The sequence below is a fragment of the Amycolatopsis sp. WAC 01416 genome (assembly GCF_003947485.1).
Classification (GTDB): Bacteria; Actinomycetota; Actinomycetes; order Mycobacteriales; family Pseudonocardiaceae; genus Amycolatopsis.
This window is the reverse complement of sequence record NZ_QHHX01000015.1, coordinates 16,949-36,346: the sequence shown is the minus strand read 5'-3', so window position 1 is coordinate 36,346 and position 19,398 is coordinate 16,949. Positions and strand designations below refer to the sequence as shown.

The window sequence follows — 19,398 nt, the reverse complement described above, 5'->3', positions numbered from 1 at the left end:
AAGAAGATCCCCCGCCGGAACTGAGTGCGGGTTTGGGGTGGCGCGGGCCGGACCCCCAGCAACCGGCCCGCGACCGACACTCACGGCACTCCCCTCGGCCACCGCGAGACCCGTTCCACCCGACCATCGTGCGGCCGGGACCGGGCCCGCGCATGGGTGCAGGGCCCCCATATTCCGGCGCGACGGGTGGCTGACCGCGGGTGAGCCCGGCCGTCACTCTCCGGGCATCTTCGTGCGTGCGCTGAATGTGGGTGCGTCGCCCCCATGTGCGGCCCGCGCCGAACTGAAAGCATGACTGCCGTGACGCCCCAGCTCCCGGCGACGTCCCTGCCGCTGAAGTGGTGGGTGCACGGCCAGACCCCGCGCGAACGCGCAGCGACGACCAAGCCCGTATGGGCGGACTTCGCCGAACACACCGTCACCGCGCTTCTGCCGGAGCGTCCCCCAGTCGGTGACTGGCGTGCCGCGTTCGCCGGGGTCTTCAGGTCGTTCGTCGACGCCGCCACTCGTGAGGCGGTCCCGGACGATCTCGCGGACGCCGACGTCGAAGCACTCCGCCGGGGTTTCGCGGCCCAACTCGACCAGCATCTGCTCAAGCTCTCGGTCCGCACGCTCGTGCTGGAACTCCACCACGCCCGCAAGGCCGGGATCCTTCAGGGCGAGACACCCGAAGAGCGCTTCTCGGACTTCGTGCGCCAGCAGTCCACACCGGCCGGCCTCGTCCGGTTGTTCGGCGAATACCCGGTACTGGCCCGGCTCCTCGCCCAGGCCTGCCTCCACGCCGCCGAAGCCCACGCCGAAACACTGGCCCGCTTCTCTGCCGATGCCGCCGCGTTGCCCTGCTCGGTCGTGGACGGCGAGCTCGGCACGCTCGTCGAGGTCGCGGGCGGGATCGGGGACGCGCACGCACGCGGGCGTTCGGTCAAACTGCTCGGCTTCTCCAGCGGCGCCAAGGTGATCTACAAACCCCGCCCGCTGATCCTGCACGAACGGTTCACCGACGTCGTCGAACAGCTCAACAAACGACTGCCCGGTCTCCACCTGCGGACCGCCGACGCACTCCAGCGTGACGGGTACGGCTGGCTCCGGTTCGTCGAGCATCGGCCGTGCGCCGACATCGCCGACGTCGACCGGTTCTACCGCCGTCAGGGCATCCTCCTGGCGCTCCTGCACGCACTCGACGCCACCGACGTCCACTACGAGAACATCATCGCCTGCGGCGACCAGCCGGTGCTGATCGACATCGAGACGCTGTTCCAGCCCTCGCCATCCGATTCGGCGGATGGCGACCCAGCCGCGGCGATGCTCGCGCGGTCTGTGCAGCGCACGCTGCTGCTCCCCCAGCTCTTCGCGGGTGAGCACGGCGCCGTCGACATCTCCGGCCTGGCGGGCCACGGTGGCAAGCTGCCGACCGACCGGATCGATTGGGCCGATCCGGGCACCGACCGAATGCGGCTGATCAGGGTCCCCGGCGAACTCGCGGGCGGGAACAACCTTCCGCGTCTCGGCGGCCGTGACGTCACCCCCGCCGAGCACAGCGCGGCACTGCTGGCCGGGTTCCGGCTCGGCTACGACGCGATCTCCACCGGACGGGACGAACTCGCCGAGCTTCTCCGGCACTGCGCCGAGGATCCCATCCGGGTACTCATCCGGCCGACGAACTTCTACTTCCGTCTGCTCGACGAGACAACCCACCCCGACCTCCTGCGTGACGCCGCCGACCGCGACCACGCGTTCGACCTGCTCGAAGCGGACTCGGCGGATGAGGAGAAACTGCTCCGGCTCGTCCCGCACGAGCGGGCCGACCTGTGGGCGGGCGACGTGCCGATGTTCACCTCGAACCCCGGCTCGACGTCACTGCTGGATTCGCGCGGTGACAGCGTCGACGGAGTGGTCGACCGGGCGTCGCTGGACACCGTGCTGGCCAAGGTCGCCGACATGGATCCGCTCGACCAGCGCGACCAGGAATGGCTGATCTCGGCCACCCTCGCGATCAGCACGGCGACCGGCGACCACCACGGCGGCGGCGAGACCGCGGAAACGGCGGTGCCGAACCAGGCGCCCGACCCGGAACGCCTGCTGCTCACCGCCTGCGGGATCGCCGACCACATCGTCGCCAACGCCTTCTCCGACGAGCACCGCTCGAACTGGCTCGGCATCGAACTCGTCGACGACCGCTATTGGACCGTGCTGCCGATGGGGGCGGGACTCGGCGAAGGCTATTGCGGTGTCGCGCTGTTCCTCGCCCAGCTCGCCGAGCTGACCGGGATCGCGCGGTACCGCGATCTGGCCGCGTATGCGATCAGCCCGCTCCCCGGTCTTTTCGCCACTCTTCGCGCCGATCCCGGACTGGCCGCCACCGCCGGCTGCGGCGGGCTTCTCGGGCTCGGCGGCGTCGCGTACACGATCGCGCGGCTCAGCACCCTGGTCGGCCTTCCCGCGGGCGACCTCATCGAGCAGGCCGTCGATCTGATGCCCGAGGCCACCCCCGAAACGCCGTCCGGATTCACGACGGGCCTGGCGGGCGGCGTCGCGTCGATGCGCTCGGTGTATGTCCAAACAGGACTGGAAGCGGCCCTGAAGCGGGCGGACCGCTACGCCGGGCAGCTGCTCGAGCGCGAACGTCCACAAGAGACCGGTTTCGCCCGCGGTCCGGCCGGGATCGACTGGGTCCTCCGGGCACACGACCGTTCCGGCGAAGAACCACCCGGAAAGGCGGACGATCGGGCGGAAAGCACCGGCGGCTGGTGCGAAGGTCTCGCGGGCGAGGCACTCGGGCAGGCCGCGCACCTGCCGGATCCCGGATACGCCCGTGGCCTGGACCGGACGATCAAACGGCTGGCCGACGGGGCACCGCTGAAAGATCTCAGCCTCTGCCACGGCGAGTCCGGAGTGCTGGACGTGTTGTGCGTGCTGGCGGAGAACGGGCACACTGGCGCCGCCGCCGCGGTGCGCCGCCGGACCGGTCATCTGCTCGCCGCCATCGATCAGCGCGGTACCCGCTGCGGGACTCCCGGCGCGGTCCCCTCGCCAGGACTGCTGAGCGGCCTGTCGGGGATCGGCTACGGCCTGCTGCGGCTGGGATTCGGCGACCGGGTCCCGTCCGCGCTCCTGCTCCGCCCCGACCGGCCGCATCCCGCGGCCACCGTTGTTCCGCCGGTAAACCGAGAATGAGGAGAAGAACCGAATGTACGAAAGAGATCTGCCCGCCACCGAAGACGCCCTCGGCGCCGTGAACCTGCCGCGCGCCCTCGAGGTCGGCTCGCGCAACCACGCGCTGGCGGGCAGCAAGCCGCGGCTGAGCGCCAACCCGCTCGCCACCCTTTCCACGGACCCCGGTTCGCCGTCCGTCGTCAGCGTCTTCACCGGCGGCTGGATCTGAGGTTTGCTACATCCGTAGGTGAACCCGCGACCGCGATCAACGTCGGCCGGGCGGGTTCACGCGTTCGGTCGCGTCGTGAGCCTGTCACAGCTCCGCCGACCAGATCCACAAAAGCTCACGAAGGCGGGCTCGCGCCGCCCGCCTTCGTGATCGCTTTTCCCCATGACTGCGGAATCCGCTCGCTATAGTCGCGTTGGTGGGGATCCGTTCGTCGCGGGTGATCGGCCGCGATGCCGAACTGACCGAGCTTTCCGAAGCTCTCGATCGCGCCATCGCGGGCCGCGGCGGCGCGGTCTTTCTCGTCGGCGAAGGTGGCATCGGCAAATCCCGCCTCGCCACCGAAGCCGCGTCGCGAGCGGTCGCCGCCGACATCCCGGTTCTGCAGGGCAGGGCCGGTTCGATCGGTCCGCTCGTCCCGTTCCGGCCGCTGACCCAGGCGCTGTTGTCGCATTTCCGCGGCGGCGGACCGCCGGAGGCGGCCGAACTCGACCCGTTCGTCCCGGTGCTCGCCCAGCTCGTTCCCGACTGGGGCCAAGGTGACCGGCCGCGGGAATCAGGCTCCCTGCTGGTGCTCGCCGAAGCGGTGTTCCGGCTGCTGGCCGTCACCAGCCGCGACCGCGGCGCGCTCCTGGTCCTCGACGACCTCCAGGACGCCGACGCCGAAACGCTGTTCATCCTCGAATACCTCGTCGACAACCTGCCCGCGGCACAGACCCTGTTCGTCGGCACGCTCCGCAACGAACCTTCCGACGCCCTTCGCCTCGCGACCTCCGGTGCCCAGCGGATGAGCTGCGCCGTCGTCGAACTCGGCAGGCTCGGTCTCGCCGACACCCGCGCTCTCGCGGCGGCCTGTCTGGAGACCGAGCCCGGTAAACTGCCGTCGCCCGCGGCGGAACTGTTGTGGCGCAACAGCGCCGGCCTGCCCTTCATCGTCGAGGAACTGCTTCACGGCATGGTGAACGAGGGTCTTCTGGTCGAGGGCCGGGACGGCTGGCGGGTCATCGGTGAACTCCGCGCCCGCGTACCCGCCGCCCTGGTCACCAGTATCGGCGTCCGGATGGAGCAACTCGGCGAGCAGGCGGGCGAACTGCTGTCGGTCGCCGCGATCATCGGCCGCCGCTTCCCGCTGACGGTGGTGCAGACGGTCATCGGCACGAACGACCGGACCCTGCACAACCACCTGAGCGCCGCGGTCTCGGCGAACCTGGTGACCACCGACGAGACGACTCCGGGCTGGTACGCCTTCCGTCATCCGCTGACCGCGGAAGCGTTGCTGGCACGCCAGTCACCGGCCCGCAAGGCGGCACTCGCCCGTCAAGCCGCCGACGCCGTCGAGAAGCTGTACCCGGGTCTGCCGGGCGATCTGTGCGCGCTCGTCGCGTCGCTCCGGCTGACCGCGATGGACGAACGGGCCGCGGGCCACCTGTTCGCGCGGACCGGTCGCCGCGCCCTCGACGCCGGTGCCGCGGATTCCGCGGTCACGATGCTCACCAAAGCCGTCGACCTGCTCGCCGGTGCCGACGCGGGTGATCGGGCCGAGGTGCTGGAGACACTGCTGTACGCGCTCGGGCAAACCGGCCAATTCGACCGGGCCGTCGAGCTTTCGGCGGGCTTCGTCGAGATCGGCACGCTCGAACGGGCCGCCAAACTGCACACCCAGCTCGCCTGGGCCGCCTACATCGCCGGACGGCACGACGAATGCCTCGGCCAGATCGAACGCGCCCGTGCTCCCCTCGGTTCGGCGATCTCGCCCGCTCAGCAGGCCGCGCTCGACGCCGTCGAAGCGAACCTCTGGCTCGACGTCCCCGGCCGGACCGGCACGGCGGAACGGCTCGCGCGTCAGGCGTGGAAAGTGGCCGAGGAGACCGAGCAGCCGTTCGTCGTCTGCCAGGCGCTGCAGGTGCTCGGCATGCTCGCGCTGTCGCGGGACCTCACCGAATCCGAGCAGTACATGCAGCTCGCGCGGCGAACCGCCGAGGACAACCACCTGCACCACCTCCGCACTCAGGCACTGGTCAGGCTCGGCGGGCATCGCGTGCTGATGAACGGCGACGAGCGGACCCTGCTGCTCGCCCGCGCGGACGCCCAGCGGACCGGGTCGATCACGCTGCACTGCGCGGTCGATTCCGTGCGTACCATGCACGCGATCCTGCGCTGCGAGTTCGACACCGCGCACGCGCTGCTGGAGGAGAACCTCGCCGTGCTCGGCAGGCTCCGGTTGACCGCGTTGCTGCAGTACGCGCAGATGACCAGGGCGATGTCGGCCGGGCACCGCGCCGACCGCCCGGCGATGGAGCGGGCGCTCGACGACTTCCGGCAAAGCGGCGGTGAGAACGCGCAGGAGATGGTGCTGAGCATCGGGCTGGCACGCGTCTTCTGTTCGCTCCTCGAGGAGGACTTCGAGCGGGCACGCCGTGAACTCGACGAAGTCATCGAGCTGGAGGACCGGCGGCCGAGCCGGTTTCACCTCGCCGGACAGCACGGGCTCAGGACGCTCGTCGACACCCTCGGCGGCGCTCCCTGCCCGGAAGCGGGCTCCGCCGTGAGCGGGATGCGATGGAACCGGCAGTTCGTCGAATTCGCGCACGCCGTCGAGCACGGCAGGCGCGGTGACACGACGGAAGCCGAACGGTCGGTGGCCTCCGCACTCGAGACGTCCGCGCCCTATCCCCTCGCCCGGCACCTCGGGCTCAGGCTGATCGCCGAACCGGCCGCCGCCGACGGCTGGGGAGATCCGGCGGGCTGGCTCAACGAGGCCGAGGAGTACTTCCACGGCAGGGACATCCAGGCGGTCGCGGCCGCCTGCCGTCGCCTGCTGCGCAAGCTCGGCGCACCCGTGCGGCAGCGCCGGTCCGGTGTCGACCGGGTGCCCGGTGAGCTGCGCGCGTCCGGCGTCACCGTCCGCGAATACGAGGTGCTGGTACTGCTCGCCGAGCGCATGGGCAACAAGGACATCGGCGCCCGGCTGCACATCTCGCCCCGCACGGTCGAGAAGCACGTCGCGAGCCTGCTCGCCAAGACCGGGCTCGCCGACCGTTCGGCCCTCGCCGACCACGCCGCCGGACCGCGACCTGGCATGCTGTGATCCATGAGCGACCTCACCGTGTACGGCGCCGACTGGTGCCCTGACGTCAAACGCAGCCGTGCCCTCCTGGACGCGAAGGGCGTCGAGTACGACTACATCGACGTCGAAGCGGACACTGTCGCCGAGGAAACCGTGCGGGCGCTGCAGAACGGTGAGCGCCGGATCCCCACCATCGTCTGGCCGGACGGCACCCACCTGGTCGAGCCGAGCGACGACGAGCTCACCGCGCACCTGGACCGGTGACCCTCCCGGACGTCCCGGTCGGCACGAGGGTCGTCGTGCGGTACCGGATCGAAGGCGGGTTCACCGACGCCCTCGGCTACCTGCGCTCCCGTGACGACGCGGAATGCGCGGTGGAGACCAAACGCGGGCTCGTGACGATCCGGCTGGCGGACATCGTCCTCGCGAAGACCGTCCCGCCTCCACCACAGCCGCGTCCTCGCCCGGTCTGACCTAGTGAGGGGTAGAGCAAAGGTGGCGTGGTGAGTCGTGAGTGGAGGTGAAGGGCCCCTTCCCTACTCTCAGGGTAGGGAAGGAGTCCCTCACGGACCTGCGATCCCGACCCACCCGCCGTACGCCGACCCGGCGCCGAACTCTCATGTCCTGAAGGGCCCCTTTGAGACGGTGATCGTCTCAAAGGGGCCCTTCACGACATCCCCACGACCGGCGACCGACAAAGCGGTTGACCAACTTGAGCTGGATGGCATTGCGGTCTGACCGCTGTTTCGCCCCGGCGCTCCCGGGTAAGCGAGGGAATCCCCTTCAGGAGGTTCCCTTGGCTGCCACAACGGAAAACCCGGACGGTCCCACGGAGTTGTCCCGCCGATCGTGGTTCGCGGTGCTCAAACGGACGTTCGCCCAGTTCAACCACGACAACATGCTGGACTGGGCGGCCGCCCTCACCTACTACGGCGTCCTCTCGCTCTTCCCGGGGCTGCTGGTCCTGACCGCGATCCTCGGCCTCCTCGGAACCGTCCGCGACCCAGACCCTGATCGACAACGTCGGCCGGGTCGCACCCGGTCAGGGCCGGGACATCCTGGTCGGCGCGATCGAGGAGCTGTCCAAATCCGGCGGACTGGCCGGACCGGCGGCGATCATCGGCTTCGTGGGCGCGTTGTGGTCGGCGTCCGGTTACATCGGCGCGTTCATGCGCGCGTCCAACGTCATCTATTCGATGCCCGAAGGCCGCCCGATCTGGAAGACCGTGCCGCTGCGGGTCGGGCTCACCGTCGCCGTGCTGATCGTCCTCGCCTTGTGTGCCGCCGGTGTGGTGGCGACCGGCGGGGTCGCGCGCTACCTCGGTGATCTGATCGGTCTCGGTTCGACGGGTGTCCTCGTCTGGGACATCGCGAAATGGCCGGTGATCGCGCTGCTGGCGGGGCTGGCGTTCGCGATGCTCTACTGGGTGAGTCCCAACGTGCGGCAGCCGAAGTTCCGTTGGCTCACGCCCGGCGGCCTCGTGGCCGTGCTGCTCTGGGCCGCCGCCACCGCGGGATTCGCCTTCTACGTGAGCAATTTCGGTTCGTACAACAAGGTCTACGGTTCGCTCGCCGGGGTCATCGTGTTCTTGATCTCGCTGTGGATCTCGAACATCGCCGTCCTGCTCGGCGCCGAACTGGACGCGGAACTCACCCGTGGCAAGGAGCGTGCCTCCGGACGCCCCGCCGACGACGAGCCGTTCCTCCCACCGCGCGACACCGCGGCGATGGACGACGACGAAGCGGCCGCGGTCGAGACGAAGACCACCGACTGACTCCCGCACACAAGAGGAGTAAGGCCAAGGTGGCGTCAGGCCGGCCGTGGAGACACTCACCAGTCCGTGAAGGCCTCCTTGCCTACCCTGAAGGTAGTGAAGGAGCCCCTCACTAGCTTCCGAGGTACCCCCTCGACACAGGGGACAACCGACAACCGGGTGAAGGTCAACCCCGGTCCGTGAAGGCCTCCTTCACGGACCGACCACCTGACGTGACACCTTTGCCTGACGCCCGCACATAAGAGAAGAGCCCTTCCCCGGCGGTACCGGGGAAGGGCTCCATCGATTCTCCTAGCTCTTGCTCGACTTGGTGGCCTTCTTCTTCGCATCCTTGGCCTTGCCCTTGACCGTCCCGATCGCGTCCTGGACCGGCGCGTAAGTGCCGTAGAGCGCCGGGTCGGGCTTCGGAGCGGTGCCAGGTCCGCCGAGGGCCTCCGGATCCATCAGGTACTCGATCCCGTCCTCGCCGAAGCTCCAGCCACCCTTCGAACCGTCCGGGCCGTCGGACAGATGCCAAATGGTGTTGTTGTGCTCCTGGTTCTCCTCGTCGAACAACGCCGTCGGCGCGATGTCGCTTTCCAGGCCGTCGGCCTTGAGTTCCTCGATCGCGGCGAGCCACTGCTTCTGGTGCACCGTGTCCCTCGCGAGGTTGAACTGCAGCATCGCCTTCACGCCCGGGTCGTCGGTCATGTTGTACAACCTGGCCGTCTGCAACCGGCCCTGCGCCTCCGCGGCGACGTTCGCCCGGAAATCGGCCAGCAGGTTGCCCGACGCCACGACATAGCGGCCGTTCCAGGGGTAGCCCTGGCTGTCGCTCGGCGTGGCGCCGCCACCGGAGATGATCGCCTGCTGGGGATCCATCCCGCCGAGGATCGCCGCGGTGGCCGGATCCTTCGCGGCCTCGGCCACCGTGGTGGCGGGCGCCCCTTCGAGCAGCCGGGCGACCATCGTCGCGAGCATTTCGACGTGACCGATCTCCTCGGTCGCCGTATCCATGATCAAATCCTTGTACTTGCCCTCGATGCGGCAATTCCAGCCCTGGAACAGGTACTGCATGGTGACGGTCATTTCACCGTAGGCGCCACCGATGAGTTCCTGCAGCTTGCGGGCGTACAAGGCGTCCGGCTTTTCCGGCTTGGCCTCGAATTGGAGCGATTTGGTATGACGGAACACTGACAACCTCCGAAGAATTCAGGGAAGAAACAGAGCTAGCGCGAGTCGGCGATCGACGCCTTCGAACCGGAAAGCGGAATGAGGCCGAGTGCGATCATCCCGACGGCGAGCCCGAGGTGCAGCCAGTTGTCGGCACTGTTGACCGGCACGAAATTGGCCGCCGAGCCGTGGTCGATCAGCAGCCCGTACAGCCAGAGCACGAGGTAGATCACCCCGCCACCGACGAGGAACGCCTTCGCGCCGCTCACCTTCCGGGCCAGCAGGATGCCCGCGACGCCGAACGCCAGATGGACGATGTTGTGCAGGATCGACACCTGGAACACGCCAAGCAGCAACGCGCCGGACTCGTGACCGGCGCCGCTCAGCTGTTCGTAGTTCGTCGTGATGCCGGGGATGAAACCGAGGATGCCGACGAGCAGGAAGACCGCGCTCACGCCGAGAGCGATGAGCTGGCGCGGAGCCCGCCGAACCGTGGCCGGCGATGCAGTCATGATTTCCTCCGATCCGGGTGACTGGGGAACTGTGCGAACATCGCGTCGAGTACCCGGGCGAATGCCGTTTACACCAGGGATCCAGAGCTCATGAATTCGTGGGAATTCAGGTGTAACCCGGCCTGGCCGGGGTAGTCACGGCGAAGCACGCACGTCACAAGGAGGTCGGAATCGTGGCTGAGAACGCCGCAACGCAGGCCGGGCCGGGCGGCAAGCTTTTCCGTGCCGGCTTCCACGCCCTCGCGGCCCTGCGTGGCGCGAGAGCCTTCCACCCGGATGGGCTACTGCTCAAAGGTGAATTTCACGGCCTGAGGTGCGATGACCTCGCCCTGCCGGACGAGCCGGTGGCCGTCACCGTGCGGATGTCCAAGGGGGCAGGCCTCCCGGGACGGCTGCCAGACGCGCTGGGGCTGGCGGTCCGGATTCCTTCCGCCGACGGTGATCCTTGGGATCTCACGCTGACGAGCTCGGGTGCCGGTCTGGTCGGCCGGGTACTGCCGCGGCCGTCGCGGGCCTGGACCACCGGGCGCTACAGCACCCTGCTGCCCTATCGCACGAAAGGCGAACTGGTCTGGCTTTCGGCCCGCGCGGAGACGCCGCGACACGCCGAAGCATCACTCGACGCCTTGAGGCGCCTGGTGACGGAAGGGCCGGTGTCCTACCTCGTCGAGACCGTCCGCGCGAACGGGCATCGGAAGCCCTGCGCGACGCTGAGCTTGCACGAGGTGGACGAAGACTCCTCCCGCCCCGCCTTCGATCCGATGCTGCATCCTCCACGGGGGTGGGAGCCGCGGCCCGGCTGGCTCGCCAGGCTCCGCGAGCGGGCCTACGAAGGCAGCCGCGAGGGCCGCTGATCAGCCCGCGAGGGGCTTGTCCAGCACGGCCTTCACGTGGCTGAAGTTGTCGATCGAATAGCGGCCGTGATAGCGGCCCATCCCGCTCTCCCCCACCCCGCCGAACGGCAACTCCGGCGCCGCGAGATGGATGATCGCCGCGCCGAACACCAAGCCGCCCGACGACGTCTCCCCCTCGATCCTGCGCTTCGTTTCGTCCGATTCGGTGAAGGCGTACAACGCCAGCGGCTTGTCGCGTTCGTTGACGAACGCCAGCGCCGCGTCGACGTCGGGCACCTCGATGATCGGCAGGATCGGGCCGAAGATCTCGTCCCGCATCACCGGGGCGTCCGGGGAAACGCCGGTGAGCACGGTGGGCGCGATGTACTTCTCGTCGCGGTCGGTCTGGCCGCCGACGACCGCGGTTCCGTCGTCCAGCAGCGCGGCGAGCCGGTCGTAGTGCCGGGTCGAGATGATGCGACCGTAGGAGTCGCTGGTGGCGGGGTCCTCGCCGAACATCGCTTCGACGGTCTCCGCCAGCTGCTCGGCCAGCTTCGGGCCGGTGTCGCCGATCGCGAGGACGTAGTCGGGCGCGACGCAAGTCTGACCCGCGTTGGCGAACTTGCCGTACGCGAGCCGCTGCGCGGTCACGGCGAGATCCGCGCCCGGCTCGACGATCGCCGGGCTCTTCCCGCCCAGCTCCAGCGTGACCGGCGTGAGATGCTTCGCCGCCGCGGCCATGACGATCCGGCCGACCGTCCCGTTCCCGGTGTAGAAGATCGTGTCGAACTTCTGCTCCAGCAGCGCCGTCGTCTCGGGGATCGCGCCCTCGACGACGCGGACGCCCTCGACGTAGTCCGGCAGATGCTCGGCGATCGCGGCCGACGTGTTCGGGGACAGCTCGCTCGGCTTCACGACCGCGCAGTTTCCCGCCGCCAGCGCTCCGACCAGCGGCGCGAGCACCAGCTGAAGTGGGTAGTTCCACGGCCCGATGATCAACGCGACCCCGAGCGGTTCACGCACGACGCGGCCGTTCCCCGGCCGCAGCGGGTACGGGAGCTCGGCCGGCTCCGGAGCCAGCCAGGAGTCGAGGTTCTCCAGCGTGTGGTCGATCTCGTTGCGCACGAGCGCGATCTCCGCGCGCTTGGCTTCGGCGGTGTTCTTGCGCAGATCGGCATAGAGCGCGTCGAGGAAGACGTCGGCCCGCTCGGACAGAAGCTTCCGCAGGCCCGTGAGCTGCGCTCGGCGCCATTCCACCGGTTTCGTGACGCCGGAACGGAAAAGGTGACGCAGTTCTTTGACGACGGCGGAGGCATCACTGCTGGTCATGGCTCCGAGCCTAGCGGCGAGGTGAAGCAGGTGCTCACTGCCGAGTAGTATAGGGCGTTATACGCAAGTATGAAGGGCGCTTTCCTCGCATGTCGCGCGGGGAAAGCGCCCTTCAGCCCTCGGTAAGCGTTACGGGTAGCTCACCAGATTGCTCGGCGTCGTACCCGGTGGCGTCACCGCACCGGTGTCGTTGATGACGTGGGTGATGGTCCCCTTGTAGTTCAGCGAGACCGTCACCATGTTGTGGAACCGGACGCCGGAGCGGTTCGGCACCTCGAACGCGTGATACAGGTTCACCGACGGGTTGTCGTTGAAGAAGCAGTAGCTGCCAAGGCCCCACGCCTCGTGCGTGGTCACGTTGTCCCCCACCTTGTAGGCGGCGTACCCGTTGAGCCCGTTGGGACTCTTCCAGCCCGCCTGATCCGGGACGTCGTAAGGGATCTCGTTCTGGAAGAAGATCGTCCTGCCGTTCTGGCCGTTCCAGATCACCTGATACTTCTGGTAGTGCTCGACGAACAGACCGGTCGCCAGCACGTTGTCGCCGTTGACGACCACCCCGGTGTCGCCGGTGTTGACCGTCCAGCCGTAGGTGCCCGCGTTGCCGTGGTCGGCACGCCAAGCCCAGATGTGGTCGATGATGGTGTCGCGGCTGTTGACGATCAGGCTGTTCGTCGCCTTCCCCGCGATCTGACCGCCGATCCGGAAGAACACGTCCTGCAGCGTCGTCGGGTTGGCCGAGTGGTTCGCGGTGGAACCCGCCTGGCCGACCGTGAGCAGCGACTGCGAGTTGGTCGTTCCGGCGTCGAACAGCAGCCCCTTGATCCGGACCCCGTCCACGTCGGCGACCCGCATCGCTTCGACGCCGTTGTCGGGCACCAGCGTCGAGTAGCCGACACCGAGGACGACGGTGTTCGCCTTCGTCACGTTGAGCGTCTGGTCGAGGTGGTAGACGCCCGGCGTGAAGAACAGGTTGCAGCCCTGGGAGAGCGCCGTGTTGATCGACGACGCCGTGTCCCCCGCCTTCACGACGTAGAACTGGCTCATCGGCAGCGAACTGCCCTGCGTGCCGCCATTGGCCCAGCTCGGCCCGGAAGCGTTGGTGCGCAACGAAGGCAGGAAGACCCGATACTTGCCGGAGCCGTCGAGGTAGAGATACGGGACGTCGCGGGACACCGGCGTGGTGGCCAGCGTCGTCTCCGGCGGGTTCGGGAAGGTGTTGGCGGGGGCGCCGTTCGTCCCGGAGAAGACCATGTTCCAGACCCCGCCGTCCCAGCTGCCGTAGCTGCTGTCGCGGGTGTACCACTGCTGTTGCGAGATCGAAGCGGTCTGCCCGGAGACCTTGGTGTCGGCGGTGTAGCCACCGCTGGCGAATCCGTAGCTGGCCGGGTAGAGCTGGAGCCCGCCGCGGATGTCCATGCGGCGGAACGGCGCGGCCTGTGCGACGGCCCAGCGAGTGGAGCCGCTACTCGGGACCACGGCGAGGTTTTCCGCCGAGCGCCAGAAGTTCTGCAGCGCCACCCCCTTGTCCGACTCGTTGAAGGCGTCGACGGTCACGTCACCGTTGATCACGACGTCGCCCGGGTTCTGCCCGAGGCCCGCGACGGAGGTGTAGTAGCCGACGTTGTCGTGGATGCCGTTGTACACACCGGGCTTGAACAGGTGCGCGTACCGGCGCTCGGTGAACTGCGCGGTCAGCGTGTCCTTCTGCGCGTTGAAGTCCGCGTCCAGCCTGCTCTGGATCGACGCCGCCGACATGCCGGGGTCGAAGATCCGCACGTTCGGGCCGAAGTCCGGGACCTCGGCCTGCGTCGGGCAGGTCGCCTGTGTCGATCCGATCGTGTAGCTCGCCGACGTCACCGGCGAATTCGCCGAGCCCGACTTGACCGCGATAGCGGAGATCGTCGAGGACGCGGAAACCGTGATCGGCCCGGTGTACGGAGTGGACGAAGCGGTCGGCGTGGAACCGTCCACTGTGTACCGGATGGTCGCGCCCGCGGTCGCGGACGACAACGTCACCGAGCGGGCGCTCGGATAACTGCCGCCCGGCGGGTCGAACGTCGGCGAGGCGACGGTCGTGCCACTTCCGCCATGGGTGTAACCGAAATGCGGGGTGTCGTACTGCGGCCCGTTCTTCTCGTACGTGAACCAGTAGTCGAGCACCGTGCCCGCCGTGAGCGAGCCGACGGTGTGCCGCCACGTGCCCCCGTTGTCGGTCATGCGGACGTTCTGCTGGCCCACGCCGGGAACGCCGGTGTAGTGGATGTCGACGTAGCGCGCGGGCGTCGCCGGCGTGAAGGAGAACTGCGCCTGACTCGCGTTCAAGGACGCTGCACTCTGGCTGTAGTCGGCGGCCGCGGCGGTGGCACCGCCGAGACCGGCGGTGATCAGGAGGGCGGAAAGGGCGGCGGCGAGCGCGCCACGAACCCTTTTCCGCCGTTGGGGCTGCACAAAGATCCGATCCACGTCGTGACACCTCCGGCGTTGGAAATCCACGGGCGAAGCAATTCGTTGCGCGCCACAACAAAGTAGCCGTCCGTGCGATATGTCCAGATCACGCTTCGGTAACAGTGATGGTCCAAACCACTGACTGCTCCGCACGGCCGCATGGGACACGGCCGTTCGGCGTCATCGGACGAGGCGATCGGGTGCCGTTCAGCGGTCCGGGACGACGTAGAGCGTCGAGGCTTCCCCGCCGTGCATGGCGGCCAGGCTGGCTCGGCAGGCCATGAGCACCTCGCGGTTCGCGGCCGTGTCCGGCGGGACACCGCAGCCGTCGCAGAAGAGTTCGACCGAGCCCGGGAAGGTCTCGTCGACCTCGACGTCCACCGTGCGATCGCAGCGGCGGCACCACCGGTGGCCGGTGACGACCAGGATGTGCATCGGATCGGAAACGCACTGGTGCACCCAGCGGCGATGGACGTAACAGGTCGTCCGGACGTGCGCGCTCAGCCCGTGTTCCTCCGCCACGTCTTCCGCGGCGAGGATCGCGGCCAGCCGCCGGTCGGCGATCTCGCCGTATCGGTCCCGCCGCCGGCCCGGCGGGGACGCGTCCGCCGCCGCGAGCAGTCTGAGATGAGCCCTTGAGGGTGGCGGGGTACGTAGCACCATGTGGGTCTCGACCTTTCGGCGTCCACCGGAAGTCTTATCAGGTCGTTCCCCGATTTCGCCGAAGCGACACCCGACCGGGCGACAAGGCAAAGGTCGTTTGTACGGCCCTTGTATTCGCGCTGCCCATGCTGACCGGACAACCGAGTCCGTTCAGGAGGCAGGAATTGTTGACCAAGGTAGCCGTGCTCGCGACAGCGACCGCGCTCTCCTTCGGCGTGGCCGCACCGGCCGGCGCCGAAGTGGCCGTGACCGCGTTGCCCACGGCCAGCATGGAAGCGGTGCTCAAGGCCGCGCAGATCGACCCGCGCCGCGCTGACAGCGCGTTGACCCCTGGCGCCAAGGACAGTGTGCTGCTGGTGGAACAGGCGCTGGCCGCCAAGGGATTGCTCGATCAGCAGTACGTCGACGGCCACTTCGGCACCTCGACGATCAACGGGTACTCCAGCTACCAGAAGTCGCTGGGCTACACCGGGATCGACGCCTCCGGCCTGCCGGGCAAGACCTCGCTCGAGAAGCTGGGCGAGGGCCGGTACACCGTCACCGCGGTGGTCTCGGCGGGTAGCCGTCTGACCTACCACGGCAAGACGATGAACACCCGGACCAAGGCGATGCTGGTGAAGGCCGAGGCTCTGCTCGGCAGGCAGCTCACCATCACGCAGGGCTCGTATAACCCCGGCGGCGTCGGCGCTTCGGCCGGGACGCACGACGGTGGCGGCGCGCTCGACATCGGTGTCGAGGGCATGTCGTCGACGACGCGGACCGACGTCGCACGGAAGCTGCGTCAGGTGGGCTTCGCGGCTTGGGTCCGGACCCCGGCCCAGGGTTTCGCCTACCACATCCACGCCATCGCACTGTCCGATCCGGACCTGTCCTCCGGTGCGCAGCACCAGGCCGGCGACTACTACCTCGGCTACAACGGCCTCGCCGGCCGTGGTTCCGACGACGGCCCCGCCGTCACGCCGAAGCTCACTTGGGAGGAGTACCAGCGGTCCTGATCCCGCTGGCCGAAGGCCACCTTCGTCGATGTCGATCGCCGCGAAGGTGGCCTTCGGGCTGTCCGGGAACCCCCGGGTAGGCTTCCCCGCGACGGCAAAACCAGCGGGAAGGGAACATCGCGTGGAGGCTCAACCGGTCGGTCAGTGGCTCGACGAGCTGGCTTCGAAGGCCTCGACGCCCGGCGGTGGCGCGGGTGCCGCGATGAACGCCGCGGTCGGTGCCGCCCTGGTCTCCATGGTGTGCAACCTGACCATCGGCAAGCCGAAATACGCCGAGCACGAGGCCGCCATGACCGAGGCGCTGGGCAAGGCCGAAGACCTCCGCCGTCGCGCGCTCGGCCTCGCCGACGGCGGCGCCGCCGCCTTCGACGCGGTCGTCTCGGCCTACAAGCTCCCGAAGGCCACCGACGAGGAGAAGCAGGCCCGTTCGGCCGCGATCCAGGCCGCACTGGTCGGCGCCGCCGACGTCCCGCTGCGCACCGCCGCCCTCGCCGCCGAGGTCCTCGCCGTCGCCGCCTCGATCCTCGAAGGCGCCAACACCAACGTCATCTCCGACATCGCGGTCGCCGCCTCGTCCGCCAAATCCGCGCTCGAATCGGCCGTGGTCAACGTCGAGGTCAACCTCGCGTCGATGTCCGACGAGCAGCTGCGCAAGGAGACCGAAGCCCGGCTCGCCGAGCACGTCTCCGCCGCCGGGCGCGCCGACGCGCTCGTCGCCGAGGTTCGCGAGAGGATCGCCCGATGACGCTGATCGACGGGCGCGCGATCGCCGCCGCCATCACCGCCGAGGTCACCGAGACCGCCGCCAAGCTGCGCGAATCGGGCACCGCCCCGACGCTGGCCGTGCTCGTGCCGACCGACGACGACGCCACCGCCTGGTACGTGCGCTCGATCGAGCGCGCCGCGAAGAAGGTCGGCGTCGACTGCCGGGTGGTCCAGCTCGAAAAGCCTTCCGGCGAGGACGTCACCCGCGAACTCGACAAGCTGTCCGCGGACCCGTCGGTCCACGGCATCATCTGCCAGACCCCGCTGCCCGAAGGCGTGACGCTCGACGACGTCGGCGCGCACATCGATCCGCTCAAGGATGTCGACGGTGCCAACCCGGTCAGCCTCGGCAGGCTCACCGCCGGCCTCCCGACCTACGCCCCCGCCACCGCCGCGGCGGTGCTGGAGATCCTGAAGCGCGAGCAGGTCGCCCTGCCCGGTGCCCAGGTCGCCGTCGTGGGCCGTTCCACCGTGGTCGGCAAGCCCGCCGCGCTGCTGCTGCTCGCCGAGAACGCGACGGTCACCGTCTGCCACTCCCGCACCAAGGACCTCGCGGCGGTCACCAAGGCCGCGGACGTCCTGGTCGTGGCCGTCGGCCGCGCGCACTTCGTCGGCGCGGACCACGTCAAGCCCGGTGCCGTGGTGATCGACGTCGGCACGAACCCGACTCCCGAAGGCGGGCTCGTCGGCGACGTCGACCAGGCGGCCGTCGAGGAGATCGCGGGTTCGATCACGCCGGTCCCCGGCGGCGTCGGTCCGGTCACGACGTCGCTGCTGCTGCGGCACACCGTCACCGCCGCGCAGTCCTGATCCGCTGAGCCAGGCGGCGAGTCCATTGAGGACTCGCCGCTTTTTGGCGCGGTAAGACATTTGTGGCGCGTTGCGAAAGCCACTTTCGCAACCTTCAACGTTGCGAAAGTGGCTTTCGCAACGTCAGCGGGAGCAGTCGGCTAAGGTGCCGCCGGAGCGTGTCGCGAAAGCCACTTTCGGGACGCCTGATGTCCTGAAAGTGGCTTTCGCGGCACAGGCTTAGCCTTCGTCAAGTCCCGATCACGGCTTCCACGGTCTTCCGCACCTGCGCCGTCTCCGGCGCGGCACCCGTGCGATCGGCGAAGAGCAGATGTGCGGCACCGATGAGCGTGGCCGCGAGCGTCTCGACGTCGGCACGCTCGGCGATCCTGCCCTGCGCGCGCTCCGCCTCGAGGTAGGCGGCGATCATCTCGGCGGCCTGTGTCAGCACCGGGACCCCGGCCGGCCACTCGCGGCGCAATCGGGCGCGAAGTTCGTCGCGGAAGATCACGAGTGGGACGATCGCGACCGCGACCGACTCGAACACCGCTGTGAGCGCCGCGGTGAGGTTGTCCACGACCGTTCCGATACCGACGGCCTCTCGAAGCCCCTTGTCGTCCAGCTTCTCGATCCGGTCCAGCACGAACTCGGCGAGGAACGCGTCGAAGTCGTCGAAATGCCGGTGCAGCACACCTTTCGCGCAGTCCGCCTCCGTGGTCACGGCGCGGCTGGTGAGCCCACTCGGCCCGTCCCGAAGCAGGACGCGCTCGGCGGCGTCGAACAGCTGCGCGCGGACGGCGCGCAGGGCTACCCCGGTCGGCATACGGCTCCCTTGCGTTGACGAGTGGGCAAGTGCCCACTTAAGGTGGGCGCATGCCCACTCTACCTTCGGGGCAGGAGCCCCACCACTATCGCCGGGCCGCGGAATCCTTCGGGGTGGACGTCGACCGCTACGACCGGACCCGGCCCGCTTATCCCCCGGAACTCATCGACCACTTCATCGGCGCCGCTCCCGGCCGCGAGGTCCTCGACGTCGGCGCGGGCACCGGGATCGAAGCGCGCCAGTTCGAAGCGGCCGGCTGTCACGTGCTGGCCATCGAACCGGACCCGCGGATGGCCGAATTCGCCCGCCGGAGCGGGATCGACGTCGAGGTCGCGACGTTCGAAGCCTGGGAGCCCGCCGAACGCCGGTTCGACCTGCTCGTCTCCGGGCAGGCCTGGCACTGGGTCGACCCGGTCGCGGGCGCGGTCAAGGCCGCCGAAGTGCTGCGGCCCGGTGGGCTCTTCGCCGCGTTCTGGCACGTGCCCGAACCACCGGACCAGGTCGCCGACGCCTTGGCGGACGCGTACCGGCGGCTCGTGCCGGATTCGCCGATCGACCTCAAAACCGTGCCGAAGCAGCCTTCGGACCCGTACGGACCGCTCATCGCGAAGGTCGCCGACGGCCTGCGCGAACCAAGCGGATTCGGCGAGCCGACGCGAAGTCGTCACGACTGGGAACGGGTCTACACCCGTGACGAGTGGCTCGATCAACTCCCGACATTCGGCTCGCTCACCTGGGTCGAACCCGTTGTGCGAGAAGAAATCCTCGCCGAAGTCGGAGCGGCGATCGACAGGATGGGCGGCCGGTTCACCGTGCGCTACGCCACCGTCGCGATCACCGCGGTCCGGGACTGACCGGCCGGTGGCGGGAG

Annotated in this window: 17 protein-coding genes; 11 read left to right on the top strand and 6 right to left on the bottom strand. The window is 68.9% G+C overall.

What is annotated here, in order from left to right; genetic code table 11:
- Window positions 1-291 precede the first annotated feature (291 nt).
- From DL990_RS38345 to DL990_RS38320, 6 genes are all read left to right on the top strand, one after another.
- Window positions 292-3,174, top strand: coding sequence for a type 2 lanthipeptide synthetase LanM family protein (locus DL990_RS38345; RefSeq protein ID WP_233620696.1), 2,883 nt, complete (start codon window positions 292-294; stop codon window positions 3,172-3,174).
- Between the two features lie 13 nt (window positions 3,175-3,187).
- Entirely contained in the window at window positions 3,188-3,382 is a 195-nt protein-coding gene (locus DL990_RS38340) for a hypothetical protein (protein ID WP_125801601.1), read from the top strand.
- A gap of 196 nt (window positions 3,383-3,578) precedes the next feature.
- Window positions 3,579-6,467, top strand: coding sequence for a helix-turn-helix transcriptional regulator (locus DL990_RS38335; protein WP_125801600.1), 2,889 nt, complete (start codon window positions 3,579-3,581; stop codon window positions 6,465-6,467).
- A gap of 3 nt (window positions 6,468-6,470) precedes the next feature.
- On the top strand, window positions 6,471-6,710 hold the full coding sequence (locus DL990_RS38330; RefSeq protein WP_125783065.1) for a glutaredoxin domain-containing protein: 240 nt from the start codon (window positions 6,471-6,473) through the stop codon (window positions 6,708-6,710).
- On the top strand, window positions 6,707-6,919 hold the full coding sequence (locus DL990_RS38325) for a ferrous iron transport protein A (RefSeq protein ID WP_125783063.1): 213 nt from the start codon (window positions 6,707-6,709) through the stop codon (window positions 6,917-6,919). The genes DL990_RS38330 and DL990_RS38325 overlap by 4 nt, the downstream gene beginning before the upstream one ends.
- Before the next feature lie 537 nt (window positions 6,920-7,456).
- Complete coding sequence (locus tag DL990_RS38320) at window positions 7,457-8,221, top strand: YihY/virulence factor BrkB family protein (protein ID WP_370451412.1); 765 nt, start codon at window positions 7,457-7,459, stop codon at window positions 8,219-8,221.
- A 291-nt stretch (window positions 8,222-8,512) separates the two neighbouring features.
- Here DL990_RS38320 and DL990_RS38315 read toward each other — a convergent pair whose 3' ends face one another.
- Both DL990_RS38315 and DL990_RS38310 read right to left on the bottom strand, forming a co-directional pair.
- Window positions 8,513-9,394 (bottom strand): manganese catalase family protein, encoded by an 882-nt coding sequence (locus DL990_RS38315; protein ID WP_125783059.1) that lies wholly within the window; start codon window positions 9,392-9,394, stop codon window positions 8,513-8,515.
- Window positions 9,395-9,429: 35 nt separating this feature from the next.
- Complete coding sequence (locus tag DL990_RS38310; protein ID WP_125783057.1) at window positions 9,430-9,885, bottom strand: DUF4383 domain-containing protein; 456 nt, start codon at window positions 9,883-9,885, stop codon at window positions 9,430-9,432.
- A 173-nt stretch (window positions 9,886-10,058) separates the two neighbouring features.
- Here DL990_RS38310 and DL990_RS38305 point away from each other — a divergent pair, with 173 nt between their 5' ends.
- Complete coding sequence (locus tag DL990_RS38305) at window positions 10,059-10,739, top strand: hypothetical protein (protein ID WP_125801599.1); 681 nt, start codon at window positions 10,059-10,061, stop codon at window positions 10,737-10,739.
- Here the strand turns inward: DL990_RS38305 and DL990_RS38300 are convergent, their stop codons facing one another.
- The 3 genes from DL990_RS38300 to DL990_RS38290 form a co-directional block, all read right to left on the bottom strand.
- Window positions 10,740-12,077, bottom strand: a complete 1,338-nt coding sequence (locus tag DL990_RS38300; protein ID WP_370451411.1) for an aldehyde dehydrogenase family protein — start codon at window positions 12,075-12,077, stop codon at window positions 10,740-10,742.
- A 99-nt stretch (window positions 12,078-12,176) separates the two neighbouring features.
- Window positions 12,177-14,510, bottom strand: a complete 2,334-nt coding sequence (locus tag DL990_RS38295; RefSeq protein ID WP_199746779.1) for a chitobiase/beta-hexosaminidase C-terminal domain-containing protein — start codon at window positions 14,508-14,510, stop codon at window positions 12,177-12,179.
- A gap of 189 nt (window positions 14,511-14,699) precedes the next feature.
- Complete coding sequence (locus DL990_RS38290; protein WP_125783051.1) at window positions 14,700-15,155, bottom strand: hypothetical protein; 456 nt, start codon at window positions 15,153-15,155, stop codon at window positions 14,700-14,702.
- A gap of 164 nt (window positions 15,156-15,319) precedes the next feature.
- Between DL990_RS38290 and DL990_RS38285 the strand changes: the two genes are divergently transcribed.
- From DL990_RS38285 to DL990_RS38275, 3 genes are all read left to right on the top strand, one after another.
- Window positions 15,320-16,150 carry a peptidoglycan-binding protein gene (locus tag DL990_RS38285; protein ID WP_125783049.1) on the top strand — a complete coding sequence of 277 codons (831 nt, stop codon included), beginning with the start codon at window positions 15,320-15,322 and terminating at the stop codon, window positions 16,148-16,150.
- A gap of 121 nt (window positions 16,151-16,271) precedes the next feature.
- Complete coding sequence (locus tag DL990_RS38280) at window positions 16,272-16,895, top strand: cyclodeaminase/cyclohydrolase family protein (protein WP_125801598.1); 624 nt, start codon at window positions 16,272-16,274, stop codon at window positions 16,893-16,895.
- On the top strand, window positions 16,892-17,725 hold the full coding sequence (locus DL990_RS38275; protein ID WP_125801597.1) for a bifunctional 5,10-methylenetetrahydrofolate dehydrogenase/5,10-methenyltetrahydrofolate cyclohydrolase: 834 nt from the start codon (window positions 16,892-16,894) through the stop codon (window positions 17,723-17,725). The genes DL990_RS38280 and DL990_RS38275 overlap by 4 nt, the downstream gene beginning before the upstream one ends.
- 229 nt (window positions 17,726-17,954) lie before the next feature.
- Here the strand turns inward: DL990_RS38275 and DL990_RS38270 are convergent, their stop codons facing one another.
- Window positions 17,955-18,527: a TetR/AcrR family transcriptional regulator gene (locus DL990_RS38270; RefSeq protein WP_125801596.1), complete on the bottom strand. Its 573-nt coding sequence runs from the start codon at window positions 18,525-18,527 to the stop codon at window positions 17,955-17,957.
- A 113-nt stretch (window positions 18,528-18,640) separates the two neighbouring features.
- Between DL990_RS38270 and DL990_RS38265 the strand changes: the two genes are divergently transcribed.
- Window positions 18,641-19,381 (top strand): class I SAM-dependent methyltransferase, encoded by a 741-nt coding sequence (locus DL990_RS38265; protein ID WP_125801667.1) that lies wholly within the window; start codon window positions 18,641-18,643, stop codon window positions 19,379-19,381.
- Window positions 19,382-19,398: the final 17 nt, after the last annotated feature.

Excerpts from the sequence above, each read along its gene's own strand:
- DL990_RS38310 (WP_125783057.1), bottom strand. The coding sequence starts at position 9,885 with ATGACTGCATCGCCGGCCACGGTTCGGCGGGCTCCGCGCCAGCTCATC.
- DL990_RS38330 (WP_125783065.1), top strand. The coding sequence starts at position 6,471 with ATGAGCGACCTCACCGTGTACGGCGCCGACTGGTGCCCTGACGTCAAA.
- DL990_RS38275 (WP_125801597.1), top strand. The coding sequence starts at position 16,892 with ATGACGCTGATCGACGGGCGCGCGATCGCCGCCGCCATCACCGCCGAG.
- DL990_RS38270 (WP_125801596.1), bottom strand. The coding sequence starts at position 18,527 with ATGCCGACCGGGGTAGCCCTGCGCGCCGTCCGCGCGCAGCTGTTCGAC.
- DL990_RS38345 (WP_233620696.1), top strand. The coding sequence starts at position 292 with ATGACTGCCGTGACGCCCCAGCTCCCGGCGACGTCCCTGCCGCTGAAG.
- DL990_RS38340 (WP_125801601.1), top strand. The coding sequence starts at position 3,188 with ATGTACGAAAGAGATCTGCCCGCCACCGAAGACGCCCTCGGCGCCGTG.
- DL990_RS38290 (WP_125783051.1), bottom strand. The coding sequence starts at position 15,155 with ATGGTGCTACGTACCCCGCCACCCTCAAGGGCTCATCTCAGACTGCTC.